Annotated in this window: 16 protein-coding genes; 7 read left to right on the top strand and 9 right to left on the bottom strand. The window is 72.4% G+C overall.

The genetic code is table 11. The features are described 5' to 3' along the window. Window positions 1-146: 146 nt before the first annotated feature. Window positions 147-608, bottom strand: coding sequence for a MarR family winged helix-turn-helix transcriptional regulator (locus tag GXP74_RS08430; protein WP_182450769.1), 462 nt, complete (start codon window positions 606-608; stop codon window positions 147-149). Between the two features lie 93 nt (window positions 609-701). Here GXP74_RS08430 and GXP74_RS08435 point away from each other — a divergent pair, with 93 nt between their 5' ends. The 3 genes from GXP74_RS08435 (at window position 702) to GXP74_RS08445 (ending at window position 4,927) form a co-directional block, all read left to right on the top strand. Next, a complete protein-coding gene (locus GXP74_RS08435; RefSeq protein WP_182450770.1) occupies window positions 702-1,748 on the top strand; it encodes an NADP-dependent oxidoreductase in 1,047 nt (348 codons plus the stop codon). Window positions 1,749-2,032: 284 nt separating this feature from the next. After that, window positions 2,033-2,527 carry a DUF3145 domain-containing protein gene (locus GXP74_RS08440; protein WP_182450771.1) on the top strand — a complete coding sequence of 165 codons (495 nt, stop codon included), beginning with the start codon at window positions 2,033-2,035 and terminating at the stop codon, window positions 2,525-2,527. Between the two features lie 495 nt (window positions 2,528-3,022). Further along, a complete protein-coding gene (locus tag GXP74_RS08445; protein ID WP_182450772.1) occupies window positions 3,023-4,927 on the top strand; it encodes a protease pro-enzyme activation domain-containing protein in 1,905 nt (634 codons plus the stop codon). Window positions 4,928-5,006: 79 nt separating this feature from the next. On the opposite strand, the gene GXP74_RS08450 is transcribed toward GXP74_RS08445, so the two are convergent. From GXP74_RS08450 to GXP74_RS08470, 5 genes are all read right to left on the bottom strand, one after another. Next, entirely contained in the window at window positions 5,007-6,272 is a 1,266-nt protein-coding gene (locus GXP74_RS08450; RefSeq protein WP_182450773.1) for a beta-ketoacyl synthase, read from the bottom strand. Window positions 6,273-6,413: 141 nt separating this feature from the next. Then, complete coding sequence (locus tag GXP74_RS08455; RefSeq protein WP_182450774.1) at window positions 6,414-6,659, bottom strand: acyl carrier protein; 246 nt, start codon at window positions 6,657-6,659, stop codon at window positions 6,414-6,416. 92 nt (window positions 6,660-6,751) lie between these two features. After that, complete coding sequence (locus GXP74_RS08460; RefSeq protein ID WP_182450775.1) at window positions 6,752-7,816, bottom strand: beta-ketoacyl-ACP synthase III; 1,065 nt, start codon at window positions 7,814-7,816, stop codon at window positions 6,752-6,754. Continuing rightward, window positions 7,813-8,757: an ACP S-malonyltransferase gene (locus GXP74_RS08465; RefSeq protein ID WP_182450776.1), complete on the bottom strand. Its 945-nt coding sequence runs from the start codon at window positions 8,755-8,757 to the stop codon at window positions 7,813-7,815. The genes GXP74_RS08460 and GXP74_RS08465 overlap by 4 nt, the downstream gene beginning before the upstream one ends. 103 nt (window positions 8,758-8,860) lie before the next feature. Next, window positions 8,861-10,057: a CdaR family transcriptional regulator gene (locus GXP74_RS08470; protein WP_182456288.1), complete on the bottom strand. Its 1,197-nt coding sequence runs from the start codon at window positions 10,055-10,057 to the stop codon at window positions 8,861-8,863. A 321-nt stretch (window positions 10,058-10,378) separates the two neighbouring features. On the opposite strand from GXP74_RS08470, the gene GXP74_RS08475 reads away from it, so the two are divergent. After that, window positions 10,379-11,119: a pirin family protein gene (locus tag GXP74_RS08475; protein ID WP_182450777.1), complete on the top strand. Its 741-nt coding sequence runs from the start codon at window positions 10,379-10,381 to the stop codon at window positions 11,117-11,119. 15 nt (window positions 11,120-11,134) lie between these two features. Here the strand turns inward: GXP74_RS08475 and GXP74_RS08480 are convergent, their stop codons facing one another. Next, the gene (locus GXP74_RS08480; RefSeq protein ID WP_182450778.1) at window positions 11,135-11,968 is read right to left on the bottom strand and encodes a serine hydrolase; all 834 of its coding nucleotides are present in this window, start codon (window positions 11,966-11,968) and stop codon (window positions 11,135-11,137) included. A 108-nt stretch (window positions 11,969-12,076) separates the two neighbouring features. On the opposite strand from GXP74_RS08480, the gene GXP74_RS08485 reads away from it, so the two are divergent. The 3 genes from GXP74_RS08485 (at window position 12,077) to GXP74_RS08495 (ending at window position 14,299) form a co-directional block, all read left to right on the top strand. Beyond that, window positions 12,077-12,490: a MerR family transcriptional regulator gene (locus GXP74_RS08485; RefSeq protein ID WP_182450779.1), complete on the top strand. Its 414-nt coding sequence runs from the start codon at window positions 12,077-12,079 to the stop codon at window positions 12,488-12,490. Then, window positions 12,487-13,503, top strand: a complete 1,017-nt coding sequence (locus GXP74_RS08490) for an aldo/keto reductase (RefSeq protein WP_182450780.1) — start codon at window positions 12,487-12,489, stop codon at window positions 13,501-13,503. Before GXP74_RS08485 ends, GXP74_RS08490 begins: the two co-directional genes overlap by 4 nt. A 130-nt stretch (window positions 13,504-13,633) precedes the next feature. After that, the gene (locus GXP74_RS08495; protein WP_182450781.1) at window positions 13,634-14,299 is read left to right on the top strand and encodes a hypothetical protein; all 666 of its coding nucleotides are present in this window, start codon (window positions 13,634-13,636) and stop codon (window positions 14,297-14,299) included. A gap of 165 nt (window positions 14,300-14,464) precedes the next feature. Here GXP74_RS08495 and GXP74_RS08500 read toward each other — a convergent pair whose 3' ends face one another. Then, window positions 14,465-15,679 carry an alpha/beta hydrolase gene (locus GXP74_RS08500; protein WP_182450782.1) on the bottom strand — a complete coding sequence of 405 codons (1,215 nt, stop codon included), beginning with the start codon at window positions 15,677-15,679 and terminating at the stop codon, window positions 14,465-14,467. A gap of 258 nt (window positions 15,680-15,937) precedes the next feature. After that, the gene (locus tag GXP74_RS08505) at window positions 15,938-16,120 is read right to left on the bottom strand and encodes a hypothetical protein (RefSeq protein WP_182450783.1); all 183 of its coding nucleotides are present in this window, start codon (window positions 16,118-16,120) and stop codon (window positions 15,938-15,940) included. Window positions 16,121-16,230 lie beyond the last annotated feature (110 nt).

Consider the following 16,230-nt stretch of genomic DNA (forward strand, 5'->3'; position numbering starts at 1 on the left):
AGCCTTCGAGCCTAGCGGGCGGCGTTCGCTTCGTGCGCCCCCCTATGGGGGGTGGTGCTCGGCGGCCGGATCGTCACGAAGGACCATGCCCGGACGCCGCCGGCCTGGTAGCGGACGGCCGGGCGGACCGGTTGCCGCCGCTGGGCCTACCGCTGCTGGGCGCCGTCGACGATGCGGCGCAGCAGGTCCCGCAGCTGGTCGCGCTCGTCCGGGGCGAGCGAGGCCAGCGGCTCCCTGGCGAAGCGCAGCGACTCGCGCAGCTCGGCCGAGGCGGCGCCACCGGCCTCGGTGGCCGCGACCAGCTTGATCCGCCGGTCGCCCGGGTCGGCCTGGCGTTCGACCAGCCCGCGCAGCTCCAGCCGGTCCACGATGCCGGTGATGTTGGACGGCTCGCAGCTCAGCGTCTGCGCGATCTGCCGCATCGGCAGCGGACCGAGCCGGAGCAGGCCGAGTACCTTCGCCTGCGCGCCGGTGAGCGAGCGCGCCGAGGCGGCGTCCTCGTACTCCTTGTGGAACAGGCCGACCATCCGGGCCATCAGGTCGACCACTTCGAGGGTGACCGGGTCGTGCCCGTCCGGGGGATTCGGCTGTTCCTGCGCTTGCGACATGCCTCCAGGGTACCTGAATATTTGACATGGTGAACCTTTGCGGCGCAGAGTTGCTTGATGTAGTCAATAGACGATGAGCTTAAGGAAAACGAGATGGCTGAGCAGACGCAGGCACAGCAGGCCCGGACCCAGGCGCCGACCACCGGCCGCGAGTGGCATCTGGTGGCCCGTCCCGACGGCTGGCCGGTGCCCGAGGACTTCGCCCTGGTCGAGGTCCCGGTGCGGGCTCCGGGCCCGGGGCAGATCCTGGTCCGCAACGAGTACCTCTCGGTGGACCCGTACATGCGCGGCCGGATGAACGACGTCAAGTCCTACGCGCCGCCGTTCCGGCTCGGCGCGGTGATGGACGGCGGCGCGGTCGGCCGGGTGGTCGCCTCGGAGGCGGAGGGCTTCGCGGTCGGCGACGCGGTGCTGCACGGCCTCGGCTGGCGCGAGTACGCCACCGTGGACGCGGCCGGGGCGGTCCGGGTCGATCCGGCGCTGCCGCTGCAGGCCTACCTCGGGGTGCTCGGCATGCCCGGTCTGACCGCGTACGCCGGACTGCTGGAGGTCGGCGGCTTCCAGCCGGGCGAGGCGGTCTTCGTCTCCGGGGCGGCCGGGGCCGTCGGCAGCGTGGTCGGCCAGATCGCCAAGCTGCGCGGGGCCTCGCTGGTGGTCGGCAGCGCCGGATCGGACGAGAAGGTCCGGCGGCTCACCGAGGAGTTCGGCTTCGACGCGGCCTTCAACTACCGGGAGGGCCCGGTCGCGGAGCAGCTGGCCAAGGTCGCGCCGGAGGGCATCGACGTCTACTTCGACAACGTCGGCGGGGAGCACCTGGAGGCGGCCATCGGCGCGCTCCGGCTGCGCGGCCGGGCGGTGCTCTGCGGTGCCATCGCGCAGTACAACGACACCACGCCGCCGGCCGGGCCGCGCAACCTGGCGCTGGCCATCGGCAAGCGGCTGCGGCTCGAAGGCCTGCTGGTGGGCGACCACTACGCGCTGCGACCGCAGTTCGCCGCCGAGGTCGGCGGCTGGCTGGCCGAGGGCAAGCTGGTCTTCGAGGACACCGTGGTCGAGGGCTTCGACCAGGCGGTGGCGGCGTTCCTGGGGATGCTGCGCGGCGCCAACACCGGCAAGATGCTGGTCCACGTCGCGGCCTGAGCGGCCCTCAGGGACGGTCATCGGCCCCCGGATAATCGGCTGATATGCACGCACATCCCGCCCGTACGGGCGGGATGTGCGTGCTTTCGGGTGGTTCCGCTGGACAGCCCCCCATGGCGGCCCCCGTCGCGGTACCGTTTCCCCAGCCACATGCTTGATGCGACGTTACTTGTTGTGATTACTGAGTGAATTAGTGTTTACACGAAGTCACTGCGGGCATTGATGACCACACGTGGCACGAGGCCGCTGGGGAAGGCGCCCCTCGCACCACACTGGAGGTCCCGGTGACGACTCGTGGAGTCCTGTACCTGCACTCCGCGCCGCGCGCGCTCTGCCCGCATGTCGAATGGGCGGTCGGCGGCGTGCTCGACACGCGTGTCAGCCTCGACTGGATTCGCCAGCCCGCCGCGCCCGGCAGCTGGCGGGCCGAGCTCTCCTGGCAGGGGGAGCCGGCCACCGCCTCCAGGCTTGCCTCGGCCCTGCGCGGCTGGCAGCTGCTGCGCTTCGAGGTCACCGCGGAGCCGGTCACGGGCTGTGAGGGCGAGCGCTACAGCAGCACGCCCGAGCTCGGCATCTTCCACGCGGTCACCGGCCTGCACGGCGACATCCTGATCCCCGAGGACCGGCTGCGCTCGGCGCTGCTGCGGGCCCGGATGGGTGAGGGGCCGCTGGAGGCGGAGATCTCCCGGCTGCTCGGCAAGCCGTGGGACGACGAGTTGGAGCCCTTCCGGCACGCGGGTGAGGGCACCCCGGTCCGCTGGCTGCACCAGGTGGTCTGAGCGCGCCGCCCGGCAACCCCCGCCGGTGCCCCGCGGTACCCGGACGCCCGGTCGGAGGGAGCACCGGAGGACCCGCCACGACCTGCGGGTCCTCCGGGGTGCCGGGCGGGCGGCCGGGGCGCGAGTGACAGCCGCCGACGGACCCGCGTCGCAGATCAGGCCGTAGATGAGGGGGACGTCACGGCCCTATGAACGAATTGTTGCATCCACTCGCAGTGGTGACAGATGGACCGTCAGTTTCCCCCTGCCTCTTGCGCGCCAATTGACCCCCCGTGTACACATCACTGGTGCGCTCCGAACGAGCGTTCACATGGGTCATCAAGCGCCCTGTCCTGACGGACCTTCACTCCTGGAGTCGTCATTTCCGAAAACCAGTCCACCCACGGGCGTCGGGCGCGCATAGCCACCGTCGCGTTCGCCACCCTCGGTCTGGCTGCGGGTTCGCTGGCCCTCGCGGCCCCCTCGCAAGCCGGTACGGTCGCGCCGCAGGCCAAGGTGCTGGCAGCCAGCCACCCGGCTTGGGCTACCGCCGCCGCCGACAAGGGCGCCCTCCCGGCCACTGCCCAGAGCTCCGCGACCGTCTACCTGACCAGCCCCAACGCGGCGGCGCTGGCGAAGCGCGCGGCCGAGGTGTCGGACCCGAACAGCCCGTACTACGGCCAGTTCTACTCGGACACGCTGGCCAAGAAGCTCTACCTGCCCTCCCAGCAGCAGGTCACCGACGTGGTGACCTGGCTGACCAAGGCCGGTCTGAAGGTCACCAGCAGCACCCAGCACCAGGTCGACGTCACCGGTAACGCGGCGCAGATGAAGGCGGCCTTCGGCACCCAGCTGAACCAGTACAAGGTCAAGAACCAGCTGCTGCACGCCCCGGCGGGCAACCTGGTGATCCCGGCGAGCGTGGCCTCCACGGTGCTCGGCGTGACCGGCCTGACCTCCTCCACCTCGACCGTCAAGCCGGACTACGTCCCGGTCAGCGACGTGACCAAGGCCACGACCAAGGCGGACAAGACCGGTCTGGCGACCACGCCGACCTGCTCCACCTCCTGGGACCAGAAGAAGGCTGTCGGCGCGCCCTACGGCTACACCGCCAGCACGTACTACGACGAGTGCTCCTTCCAGCCCTCGCAGCTGCGCCAGGCCTACGGGATCACCCAGTCCGGCCTGACCGGCAAGGGCGCGACCATCGCCATCGTGGACGCCTACGGCTCCTCGACCATGCTGGCCGACGCCAACAAGTACGCGGTGAACCACGGTGACAAGCCCTTCGCCAAGGGCCAGTACACCGAGGACGTCACCCCCTCGCAGTGGAACAGCCTCACCGCCTGCCAGGGCGCGGCCGGCTGGGCCCCGGAGGAGGCGCTGGACGTCGAGATGTCGCACGGCCTCGCGCCGGGCGCCAACGTCGTCTACGTCGGTGCGAACTCCTGCAACGACAACGACCTCTCGGCCGCGCTGGCCAACATCGTGGACAACCACCTCGCGGACATCGTGTCCAACTCGTGGTCCGGCCTGATGTACTCCAACCAGGCCGGGGACGGTGAGTCGGCCACCTCGATCGCGGCCTACGAGCAGATCTTCGAGCAGGGCGCGGTCGAGGGCGTCGGCTTCGACTTCTCCGCCGGTGACTGCGGCGACAACTCCCCGGGCGCCGCGGCGACCGGGGTGAACTGCGACCCCTCCACCACCAAGGCCCAGGCCGGCTACCCGTCCTCGGACCCGCTGGTCACCGACGTCGGCGGCACCGCGCTCGCCGTGTCGGACAAGAAGGGCGACTACAAGTTCGAGACGGACATGGGCACCCTCATGTCCAACCTGAACGCCAAGGGCAACGGCTGGAACCCGCTCCCCGGTTCCTTCTTCTTCGGTGGCGGCGGCGGCACCAGCGACTACTTCGCCCAGCCGTACTACCAGAAGGGCATCGTCCCGAGCGCGCTGTCGCACACCCTGATGACCGGTGCGACCAGCACCACCGCGCAGCGGGTCACCCCGGACGTCGCGATGAACGGTGACCTGTTCACCTCGGTCTGGGTCGGCTTCTCCGACGGCAACCCGTACAGCGAGGGCGGCTACGGCGGCACCAGCGTCTCCTCCCCGGAGTTCACCGCGCTGCAGGCCGACGCCATCCAGGCGCGCGGCGACCGTGCCTTCGGTTTCGCCAACCCGGAGATCTACGACCGGGCCGGGACCAAGGACTTCCACGACGTGGTCAACAAGACCGCGGTGAACGGCCTGCCGCCGCTGAGCGCCGTGTTCGACAACGGCCTGGTGAACGGCAGCCTGAACGCCTCGCTGGTCGCCTTCGGCCGTGACTACGGTCTGGTGGCCACCCCGGGCTTCGACAACGCCACCGGCGTCGGCTCGCCCGACGAGGCCTACCTGAACTCCTTCAAGAAGTAGTCAGGAAAGCAGCACCGGTAGACGCCGGGGCCCGGCGGGGAGAGATCCCCGCCGGGCCCCGGCGCTTTCACATGCTGTCTCAGTCGCGGCGGAAGGCCAGCACCACGTTGTGGCCGCCGAAGCCGAACGAGTTGTTCAGCGCCGCGATCGGGCCCTGCGGCAGCTTCCGGGCCTCGCCGGTGACCACGTCGGCCTCGACCTCCGGGTCCAGGTCGTCGACGTTGACGGTGGGCGGGGCCAGCCGGTGGTGCAGCGCCAGCACGGTGGCGACGGTCTCGATGCCGCCCGCCCCGCCCAGCAGGTGACCGGTCATCGACTTGGTCGCGGAGATCGCGATGTGGTCCACGTGGTCGCCGAGCTCCTTGCGCAGCGCCTTGATCTCGGCGACGTCGCCCTGCGGGGTGGAGGTGGCGTGCGCGTTGAGGTGCACCACCTCGTTCTTGTCCAGGCCGGTCGACTCGAACAGGTGCGCGAGGGCGCGGGCGATACCGGCCCCGGTCGGCTCCGGCTGGGCGATGTGGTGGGCGTCCGAGGACAGGCCCTGGCCGACGGCCTCGCAGTAGACCCGGGCACCGCGGGCGGCGGCGTGCTCGGCCGACTCCAGCACCACGACGCCGGCGCCCTCGCCGAGGACGAAGCCGTCCCGGGCCTTGTCGTAGGGGCGCGAGGCCTGCTGCGGGTGCTCGTTGTTCTTGGACATCGCCATCATGTTGGCGAAGGCCACCACCGGCAGCGGGTGGATCGCGGCCTCGGTGCCGCCGGCCACCACCACGTCGGCGCGGCCGGTGCGGATCATCTCGATCGCGTAGCCGATGGCCTCGGCGCCGGAGGCGCAGGCGCTGACCGGGGTGTGCACACCGGCCCGCGCGCCGATCTCCAGGCCGACGTTGGCCGCCGGGCTGTTCGGCATCAGCATCGGCACGGTGTGCGGCGAGACGCTGCGCACGCCCTTCTGCTTGAGCACGTCGTACTGGTCGAGCAGGGTGGTCACGCCGCCGATGCCGGAGGCCACGACCGCGCCCAGGCGGTCCGGGTCGACCGTCGAACCGGTCTCGGTCGCCGGGACCTCGAAGCCCGCGTCGGCCCACGCCTCGCGCGCCGCGATCAGCGCGAACTGCGCCGAGCGGTCCAGCCGACGGGTCTGGTGCCTGGGGATGATCTCGCCCGGCTCCACGGCCGTGCGGGCGGCGATGCGGACCGGCAGGTCGGCCGCCCACTCCTCGGTGAGCAGCCGGACGCCGGAGCGACCGCTGGTCAGGCCCTCCCAGGTGGTGGCGGCGTCGCCGCCGAGCGGCGTGAAAGCGCCGATCCCTGTGACGACCACGGTGCGGTTGTCGTTGGTCACTGCTGTCTCTCCCACGTCTGCGTCTGCCTGGAAGGCGGAACTTGCTTGAAGGTCTGGAATGTTCGGACTGGAACCGAAGGGGGTCGGGGCACCCCGTGGACGGGGTGCCCCGAAGCGAGCGTCAGGCCTGGGCCCCGGGGCTCAGGAGTGGGCGACGATGTAGTTCACCGCGTCGCCGACCGTCTTCAGGCCCTTGACGTCGTCGTCCGGGATCTTGACGTCGAAGCGCTCTTCAGCCGCCACGACGACCTCGACCATGGACAGCGAGTCGACGTCCAGGTCGTCGGTGAACGACTTGTCCAGCTCGACGTCCTCGGCCGGGATCCCGGCGATCTCGTTGACGATCTCCGCGAGACCGCTCAGGACCTCGTCCTGGGTTGCCGCCATGTCGGCACTCCTTCTGTGTTGTGCACTGTCCGTGTCCGCCGGAATGCGGACCACGGTCGTTTCGGGGTTCCTGCTGGTGGTGCGGGTTCTGCTTAGGGGAGAGTAACGACTGTCGCCGCGTACACGAGACCCGCCCCGAAGCCGATGATGAGCGCCAGGTCCCCGCTCTTGGCCTCACCGGTCTGCAGCATCCGCTCCATCGCCAGCGGGATCGAGGCGGCCGAGGTGTTTCCGGTCTCGGCGATGTCCCGGGCGACCGGGATGTCCTCGGGCAGCTTCAACGCCTTGATCATGGCGTCGATGATGCGCATGTTGGCCTGGTGCGGTATGAACGCGCCCAGCTGGTCGGCGGTGATCCCGGCGGCGTCCAGGGCCTTCTGGGCGGCCTTGGCCATGTCCCAGACCGCCCAGCGGAAGACCGCCTGGCCCTCCATCCGCAGCGCCGGCCACTTGACCTCGGCGCCGACGCCGTTGATCGCGTCCGGCTTGGCGAAGGCGGTGTCCCAGGCCTGCGTCTGGCTGATCACGTCCTTCTGCGAGCCGTCCGAACCCCACACCAGCTTGCCGATGCCCGGGGTCGCGGACGGGCCGACCACGGCCGCGCCCGCGCCGTCGCCGAAAATGAAGGCGGTGGAGCGGTCGGTCACGTCGGTCAGGTCGGACAGCCGCTCGACACCGATCACCACCACGTACTCGGCGCTGCCGCTGCGCACCAGGCCGTCGGCCAGGCCCAGGCCGTAGCCGAAGCCGGCGCAGGCGGCCGAGATGTCGAACGCCGGGGCGGTGCCGCAGCCCAGCCGCTGGGCGATCTCGGTGGCGATGGCCGGGGTCTGCTTCAGGTGCGAGACCGTGGCCACGATCACCGCGCCCACCTGCTCGGGGGCGACCCCGGCCTGGGCGATGGCCTTGCTGGCGGCCTGCACGGACATCTCCGCGACGGTCTCCTCCGGCCCGGCCCAGCGGCGCTCGGTGATGCCGCTGCGGGTGCGGATCCACTCGTCGGAGGAGTCGATCCACTCCAGCACCTCGGAGTTGGGGATCACCCGGACCGGACGGTAGCCGCCCACGCCCATGATCCGGGCGTACGCCGCGCCGGTGCTCGGTCTGATCTGGGGCGCGCCGGTGAACTGCGGTGCGTCGGAATGCTCTGCGGTCATGCGACTACCCCCTCGGGTGTGGCGTGTTCGGCGATCAGGGCTCGGGCCTTGTCCAGGTCAGCCGGAGTCTTGAGGGCGAGGGTAGCCACTCCCTTCAGATTGCGCTTCAGCAGTCCGGTCAGTGTCCCCGCGGGGGGCATCTCGATGACGCAGGTCGCGCCCAGGTCGGCCAGCGTCTCCACGCACAGGTCCCAGCGGACCGGGTTGGCGACCTGGGACACCAGCCGGGCCAGCACCTCGGACCCGGAGTCCAGCGTCTTGCCGTCGGCGTTGGACACGTAGACCATGGCCGGGTCCGCCACCGGGATGCCCGCCGCTATCCGGCGCAGCCGGTCCACGCCCGGCACCATGTACTGGGTGTGGAACGCCCCGGCCACCTTGAGCGGGATGATCCGGGCCTTGCTGATGCCCTCGGCGCGCAGCGCCGCGAGCTGTTCCAGCGTCCCGGCGGCGACCAGCTGACCGCCGCCGTTGTTGTTCGCGGCGATGAGCCCGTGCGCCGCCAGCTTCTCGGCGACCTCGTCCGGGTCGCCGCCGAGGAGGGCGCACATGCCGGTCTCGGTCCGCGCCGCCGCCTCCGCCATCGCCAGGCCGCGCTGCCGGATGAAGGCAATCGCCGACTCGGCGGACAGCACCCCGGCGATCGCGGCGGTGGTGGTCTCGCCGACGCTGTGCCCGGCCACGGTGCTGATCCGGCGCAGGTCGGCCGGCTCCGGGAACAGGGTCTGCGCGGCGGCCAGCCCGGCGGCCACCAGCAGCGGCTGCGCCACGGCGGTGTCCTTGATCGCCTCCTCGTCACCCTCGGTGCCGTAGTGCACCAGGTCGAGCCCGGCCACAGCCGACCACCAGTGCAGCTTTTCAGCCACACCGTCGACTTCAAGCCACGGGGCGAGGAAACCGGGAGTCTGGGCACCCTGTCCGGGAGCAACGATAACGAGCACGGAACCAACCTTCTCTCGCCGGGTGTACCGGGCGCGGGTGGGGACGGCGACGAAGAACCGCACCGTCCGTTGTGGACTCCCTACAGCAGCACGTTTGCGCAGTTCACCCCGCTCGCAGCCGACCCAGGGCCAACGCGATCCGCAAGGTGAAGGCCGAGCGGACGTCCGAAGGCGCGTATCCGGTGACGTCAGTCACACGTCGTAGCCGGTAACGGACGGTATTGGGGTGAACGAACAACATCCGCGCCGCGCCCTCCAACGAGGACGCCTGCTCCAGATAGACGGACAGGGTATCCAGCAGCGCCGAGCCCGCCTCGTCCAGTGGCGTGTAGATCTCCTCGACCAGCTGTCGCCGGGCCGCCTGGTCGCCCGCCAGCGCGCGCTCCGGCAGCAGGTCGTCCGCGAGGACCGGGCGCGGGGCGTCCGGCCAGGCCGCGCAGGCCTTCAGTCCGGCGGCGGCGGCCTGCGCCGACCGGGTCGCCGAGAGCAGGTCGGCCACGGTCGGGCCGATCACCACCGGGCCCGCCGCGAACTGGCCGATCAGCGACCGGGCGGCCGGAACCGGGTCGAACACCCGGTCCGGCTTCTTCCCGCCGTCGCCGACGACCACCACCAGCCGCGCGCCCAGCACCCCGGTCAGCACGTGCAGCTTGGCGTGCCGGGCGGCCCGGCGGATCGCCTCCACCACCAGCTCGCTGTCGCCGGACGGCGCGCTGCCCATCACCACCATCACCCGGTCGGGCGAGCCCCAGCCCAGCGCCGCGGCCCGGGACAGCACGCCCTCGTCGGCGTCCCCGGACAGCAGCGAGTTCACCACCAGGGCCTCCAGCCGGGCGTCCCAGGCCCCGCGCGCCTCGGCGGCCTGCGCGTACACCTGTGCGGTGGCGAAGGCGATCTCCCGGGCGTAGACCAGCACCGCCTCCCGCAGGCCGTCCTCGCCGCCGGGCGCGGCGACCTCGTCGATGGCCTCCTCGACCACCTCGATGGTGGTCCGGATCATCTCCACGGTCTGCCGCAGGGTGACCGCCCGGGTCAGCTCGCGCGGCGCGGTGCCGAAGACGTCGGTGCTGATCGCCTGCGGGGCCTCCGGGTGGCGGAACCACTCGGTGAACGCGGCGATACCGGCCTGCGCGACCAGGCCGATCCAGGAGCGGTGCTCCGGCGGCATGTTCCGGTACCAGGACAGGTTCTCGTCCATCCGCGCGATGGCCGCGGTGGACAGCTTCCCGGCCGCGCGTTCCAGCCGCTTGAGCGTGGCCGCGTGGCGTTCGGCCCGCTCGGCGGCGGTGCGCCGCTCTATGGCCGTGCCGCGCGGCGAACCCCGGTGCGGCGACTCGGCCGCCTCGACGGCCGCGGTGCGCGGGACGGACCTCGCGGCGGACTTCGACGCGGACCGCCCGGCGGGTCTCGCGGCGGACTTCGCGGCCGGCTTCGCGGCGTCCTCCGCCGGCTCGGCGGTCTCGGCGGCGGCGGGGTTCGGTTCGGACGTCAGGTCGGGCTTCTTCGGGGAGGCAGCTGGCACAGTCCCAAGCCTGCCCTACCGGGAGCCGTGCGCGTGCCGGGCAGCGCGTCGCCGCCGCGTGGCAACGGTCACAGCACCCCCGCGCGGTAGCGTCTGCGCATGGACGAGCAGCCCGAACCCGCCCTGACGGTCCACCGCGCCGACGAGCGCTACCGCTCGCAGCCCGGGCCCGGCATCGAGACCCGGCACGCGTTCTCCTTCTCCGGCCACTACGACCCGGGCAACACCCACTTCGGCGCGCTGCTCGCCTGCAACGAGGAGAGCCTGGCGGTCGGTGCCGGGTTCGGCCCGCACCTGCACCGCGACACCGAGATCATCACCTGGGTGGTCGACGGCGCGCTCGCGCACCGGGACGACCGGGGCCACGCCAGCGTGGTGCGGCCCGGGCGGATCCAGTACCTGAGCGCGGGCAGCGGGGTACGGCACACCGAGGGCAACGTCGGCGGCGCTCAGGAGCCGGTGCGCTTCCTGCAGTTCTGGCTCCAGCCGGACGAGTTCGGCACCGAGCCGCGCTACGGCAGCCGGACCGTGCCGGACGGCTCGGCCGTGCTCGCCGACGCCGGGCAGCTGCGCCGCGCCGACGCGGCGCTGCACCTGCTGCGGGCCGAGCCGCACCGGCCGCTGCCGCCGCTCCCGGCCGCGCCCTACCGGTACCTGCACGTGCTGCGCGGCGGCCTCGGCTTCCGTACCCGCTCCGGGCCGCGCGGGGTCGGCCAGGAGCTGGCGCCCGGGGACAGCCTGCGGATCAGCGGCGACGCGGAGCCCTACCAGCCGGTGGCCGGTCCGGCCGGGGTGGAGGCACTGCTGTGGGAGATGCACTCCGGGCCGCGCTACGGCTGAGCGCCCGGCGGCCGGTCAGTGCCGGTGGTCCAGCTCGGTGAGCACCGCGTCGCTGAACCGCGGCCACAGTTCGGCCGCCCAGGGCCCGAAGTCGCGGTCGGTCAGCGCGACGCAGGCCGCGCCCGCCACCGGGTCCACCCACAGGAAGGTGCCGGACTGGCCGAAGTGCCCGAAGGACTCGGGGGAGTTGGCCGTGCCCATCCAGTGCGGGGACTTGTGGTCGCGCAGGTCGAAGCCGAGGCCCCAGTCGTTGGGACGCTGGTGGCCGAAGCCGGGCAGCACCCCGTTCAGTCCGGGGAAGGCGGTCCTGGTCGCCTCGGCCAGGGTGGACGGGTCCAGCACCTTCGGGGCCAGCAGCTCGGCCGCGAAGCGGGACAGGTCGGCGGCGGTGGAGACGCCGCCCGCGCCGGGCCCGGCGGCCGCCGCCGGGTCGATCCAGGTGTCCGTCATCCCCAGCGGGCTGAGCACCGCCTCGGCCAGGTACTCCTCGAAGGCGATGCCGGTGGCCTCCCGCAGGGTCCGCGCCAGCACCTCGAACCCGGCGTTGGAGTACAGCCGCCGCTCCCCGGGCGGGGCCATCGCCTTGGGCGCGTCGAAGGCCAGGCCGGAGCTGTGCGCCAGCAGGTGGCGCACGGTCGAACCGGCCGGACCGGCCGGGTCGTCCAGCTCCAGCGCCCCCTCCTGCACCGCGACCAGCACCGCGTACGCGGTCAGCGGCTTGGTCACGGAGGCCAGCCGGAAGGGGTGCCGCTGCGGTCCGCGGGTGCCCGCGAGCGTGCCGTCGCGCCGTACCACCGCGACCGCTGCCGTCGGCACCGGCCAGTTCTCGATCATCCGCAGGCTGTCCATGGGCACAACCTATCGAACCTGCCTGGCCGGACCCGGCGAGCGGCGCTTGCTTGGAGTGCACTCCAGGTCGGTAGGTTCGAGTGCAGACGCAATCGAAGGGAGGGCCGGATGTCACTCGCGATAGCACCGCCGCCGGAGCCCGGCGCACCCGACGACACCCCCCGCTACACCATCGGCGAGGTCGTCGCCCGCACCGGACTGAGCGCGGACACGCTGCGCTGGTACGAGCGGATCGGCCTGCTGGAGCGCCCGGCACGGTCGCGCTCCGGCCAGCGCCGGTTCAGTGACCGCGACCTGACCTGGATGGAGTTCCTGGGCAAGCTGCGGCTCACCGCGATGCCGGTCGCCGACATGGTCCGGTACGCGGAGCTGCGGCGCGAGGGCGAGAGCACCGCCGCCGCCCGGCAGGCCCTGCTGGAGGAGCACCGCGAGGCGGTCCGGCAGCGGATCGCCGACCTCCAGGCCACCCTTCTGATCATCGACCACAAGATCGACGCGTACGCGGAGAGGCAGCAGCAATGAGCAGCAACGTCATCCCGACCATCACCCTCGGCACGGACGGACCCCTCGTCGGCGTCCAGGGCCTCGGCTGCATGGGCATGAGCGAGTTCTACGGCGAGACCGACACCGCCGAGGCGCTGGCCACCCTGGAGCGCGCGCTGGAGCTCGGCGTCACCCTGTTCGACACCGCCGACATCTACGGCAGCGGCCGCAACGAGGAGCTGATCGGCCCCTTCGTCCGGGCCAACCGGGACAAGGTGGTGCTGGCCACCAAGTTCGCCATCGAGCGCCGCGAGGACGACCCGCAGTACCGGGGCATCCGGAACGACCCGGCGTACATCCGCCAGGCCGTGGACGCCAGCCTGCGCCGCCTCGGCGTGGACGTGATCGACCTGTACTACATGCACCGGCGCGACCCGCAGGTGCCGCTGGCCGAGTCGGTCGGCGCCATGGGCGAGCTGGTCCGGGCCGGGAAGGTCAAGCACCTGGGCCTGTCCGAGGTGACCGGCGCGGAGCTGCGCGAGGCGCACGCGGTGCACCCGATCGCCGCGCTCCAGTCCGAGTGGTCGCTCTTCTCCCGGGACGTCGAGCACAGCGCGGTGCCCGCCGCCGCCGAGCTCGGGGTCGCCTTCGTGCCCTACTCGCCGCTCGGCCGGGGCTTCCTCACCGGCGCCTTCGCCCACGCGGGCGAGCTGTCCAGCAACGACTTCCGCCAGTTCCAGCCGCGGTTCACCGGCGACAACGCCGCCCGCAACGCGGCGCTGCTGGCCCCGGTCCAGAAGATCGCGGCGACCCACGGCGCGACCCCGGCGCAGGTCGCCCTCGCCTGGGTGCAGCAGCGCGCCGAGGTGCACCAGCTGGCGGCGGTGGTGTCGATCCCGGGCACCCGCAAGCGCACCCGGCTGGAGGAGAACGTCGCCGCCACCGCGCTGCGGCTGAGCCCGGAGGAGCTGGCCCAGCTGGAGCCGATCGCCGGCCAGGTCGCGGGCGACCGCTACCCCGACATGAGCTTCACCTCGGCCGGGCGCGAGTAACCCGGGACCGTCCCCCCGATCCGCTGTCCGCCCGCCGTTGCGAAATCGCGACAGTGGGCGGACAGCGGCCTGACGTGCGGCTGCGAAGGTGGAGGTGATCACTTTCGAACCACCGGACTCGGGGCCAGACATGTCCTTCCGTCACCGCTTCACCGCCACCGCCTTCGCCACCCTGTGCGGATCCCTGCTGCTCCCGGCGGCGACCGCCGAGGCCGCCCCGCCGCGTCCGGGCATCGCCGTCAGCGGGCGGGTCTCCGCCGGGCACGTCGCCATCGGCGGCAGCGTCGAGCTCACCGGCCGGGTGACCTCGGACGGCAGCGGCCGCCCGCTGCCGGTGACCGTGCTCGCGCACACGGCGGGCGGCCCGGCCGGGTACCAGAAGGTCGCCGAGGTGCTGGCGGACCCGGACGCGGACTACCGGATCACGGTCAAGCCCCGCGCCAACACCTCCTACATCGCCGAGGTGCGCGGATTCCTGGCCCGGGCCGCCTCGGAGCCGGTCGAGGTCACCGTGGACCGGACGATCACCCTGGACGCCCCGCCGCAGGCGCCGGACGACCGCAGCGCGCTCTTCTCCGGCACGGTCACCGGCGGCGGGCGGCAGCCGGTGGAGCTGCAACGGCTGGACGGCGACCAGTGGCACCCGGTGGCCTCGGCCAGCACCGACGACACCGGGCACTTCGCGATCCCGGTCCGGCTCGACCACCGCGCGGCCAGCCGCTGGCGGGCGACCACCCCGGCCACCACCGCGCTCGGCCCCGGCACCTCCTCGGCGCTGCTGGTCCGCCCCAGCTGACCCCGCGTGGCCCGGCCCGGTGCGGGCCGGTGCGGGCCGGTTCGGGCATGGCGAAGCCCCCGCCGACGGGGGAGACGGCGAGGGCTCCGGGATCCAGCGTACGGCAGCGGGGCGGCGTTCGGTGGCGGCTCGCGGAGGGATCCCGAGCCCGCTCGCCGCGGCCGGCTACTGCAGGCCGGTCAGGCAGCCGTCGCCACTGGCGGTGTCCCCGGCGCAGACCACGTCGCCGTAGCGGCCGAGGGCCACGTCGGCGAAGTTGCGCAGGCTGGCGGTGCCCGGGGTGAAGTAGCCGGTGTGGCCGTAGGAACCGGTCGAGGCGATCACCCGGGAGCCGAAGTCCGAGCTGGTCGGGTCGGCGCCGTGGCCCAGGCCCTCGACGTCCACGAACGGCACGTTGCTGATCCAGTCCCCGGGGTTGCGGGCGGTGGCCCACAGCCGGACGTCCCGGCCCAGCGCGGCGGCGTCCGGGATGTCCATCCCCGGGCTGCCGAGGACCACCATGTCGGTGACCCCCTCGGTGGAGTGGATCTCCGGACCGGCGATCCCGCAGACCACCGAGCCGTACGAGTGGCACACCACGGTCGGCGCGGTCACCGGCTCGGTGGTCACCGCCAGGCCCGCCATCAGGCTCTCCAGACGCGGGGCGGCGGCCTCGGCCAGACGGGCGGTGGCGGCGTCCGCGCCGAGGCCCACCGGCGTCACGTAGCCGGCCCACGCTATGACCGCGGTGCTGGTGCCGGGGGAGACCGAGGCCTCCTCGGTGCGCAGCGACTGGGCCATCCCGGCCGGTTCCCGGGTCGGCTGGGAGCTGCTGTAGAAGTGCTCCAGGTCCACGTCGGAGCCGGGCACCAGCACCGACACCCGCTGCGCGGTGGACAGGTCGCCGTAGACCTCGGCCACCAGGCCGCGCCCGCGCGGGTCGAACGCCAGTACCTGGTGGCCGGGGCTGAGCAGGTGCTGTAGCGTCCCGATCCGGGTCTGGGCGGTCGCCCGGTCGGCGGAGCTGGTGGACGGGTCGGCGGCGCGCGCCGACTGCCGGGCCAGCTCCTGCCGCATCGCCTGCTGGTTGGCCTGGTAGCGCAGCGCCACCGGCGCGCCGTCGAAGTTGCCGACGACCAGCGGGTACTCGCGGACCAGCTGCTGCTGCTCGGCGGCCGAGAGCGAGGCGAAGAACCGCGCGACGACGGCGGCCGAGGCGGTGGCCGGGTCCGGCATGGCGCGACCCAGCGAGTGGTCGTGCAGCCAGGCGCCGGTACCGGCGGGCGGAGTGGTGATCGCGATCTGTTCGTCGGAGACGGCGGCCCCCGCTGCTGCGGCCCCGGTACCAGCCAGGACGGTGATGGAGACCATGGCCGCTATCAGCGAGCGCCTGAACCTCATACGCGTGTCTCTCCTCGGGAGTCCGGCGACCGTCGAACGGGCCGGGCCCGGAGGTCATGCGCTGGGGTGTGTTCTGCGCAAGCGTATGCGCATTTCCGCGATCCAAACGTCTTTCTTCCGTGACTCTTTCTGCGACAACAGTCACATATCGCCTCGGAAGGGACGGTTTTCACGGTTCATTCACCTGGCGCGGCGGCCGGGAACGGCGTGGGCCGGGGCAGCCGCAGCTGCCCCGGCCCGGGTGCCGGTCCGGGCCGCTCAGACCTCGGCGCCCTCGGCCTGCTTGCCGTGGACCTGGTCCCAGGCCTCGGACACGTACCGCTCGCGCTCGATCAGGGTGAGCTCGGGGAAGTAGTCCTTCAGCCGCTCGACCACGGTCTGCTCGGGCTCGTGGCACTCGTGCAGCAGGAACGCGGCCTTGTGGATGATCTGGTTGTCCATGTGCGGTGAATCCTCCCGACACCCCCGTCTGCCCAGTGCCGACGGAATCGGGCCACAGCATATGTGTGCAGCGGAGACAGCCGGTGTGAGGGGTCGAGCCGCGTGCCGCC

Origin of the sequence: Streptacidiphilus sp. P02-A3a (assembly GCF_014084105.1) — a bacterium.
Taxonomy (GTDB): domain Bacteria; phylum Actinomycetota; class Actinomycetes; order Streptomycetales; family Streptomycetaceae; genus Streptacidiphilus.

What these genes read in the sequence shown, in the direction of transcription:
- GXP74_RS08430 (WP_182450769.1), bottom strand. Translation starts at nt 608, where the DNA reads ATGTCGCAAGCGCAGGAACAGCCGAATCCCCCGGACGGGCACGACCCG.
- GXP74_RS08435 (WP_182450770.1), top strand. Translation starts at nt 702, where the DNA reads ATGGCTGAGCAGACGCAGGCACAGCAGGCCCGGACCCAGGCGCCGACC.
- GXP74_RS08455 (WP_182450774.1), bottom strand. Translation starts at nt 6,659, where the DNA reads ATGGCGGCAACCCAGGACGAGGTCCTGAGCGGTCTCGCGGAGATCGTC.
- GXP74_RS08460 (WP_182450775.1), bottom strand. Translation starts at nt 7,816, where the DNA reads ATGACCGCAGAGCATTCCGACGCACCGCAGTTCACCGGCGCGCCCCAG.
- GXP74_RS08475 (WP_182450777.1), top strand. Translation starts at nt 10,379, where the DNA reads ATGGACGAGCAGCCCGAACCCGCCCTGACGGTCCACCGCGCCGACGAG.
- GXP74_RS08480 (WP_182450778.1), bottom strand. Translation starts at nt 11,968, where the DNA reads ATGGACAGCCTGCGGATGATCGAGAACTGGCCGGTGCCGACGGCAGCG.
- GXP74_RS08485 (WP_182450779.1), top strand. Translation starts at nt 12,077, where the DNA reads ATGTCACTCGCGATAGCACCGCCGCCGGAGCCCGGCGCACCCGACGAC.
- GXP74_RS08490 (WP_182450780.1), top strand. Translation starts at nt 12,487, where the DNA reads ATGAGCAGCAACGTCATCCCGACCATCACCCTCGGCACGGACGGACCC.
- GXP74_RS08495 (WP_182450781.1), top strand. Translation starts at nt 13,634, where the DNA reads ATGTCCTTCCGTCACCGCTTCACCGCCACCGCCTTCGCCACCCTGTGC.
- GXP74_RS08500 (WP_182450782.1), bottom strand. Translation starts at nt 15,679, where the DNA reads ATGAGGTTCAGGCGCTCGCTGATAGCGGCCATGGTCTCCATCACCGTC.
- GXP74_RS08505 (WP_182450783.1), bottom strand. Translation starts at nt 16,120, where the DNA reads ATGGACAACCAGATCATCCACAAGGCCGCGTTCCTGCTGCACGAGTGC.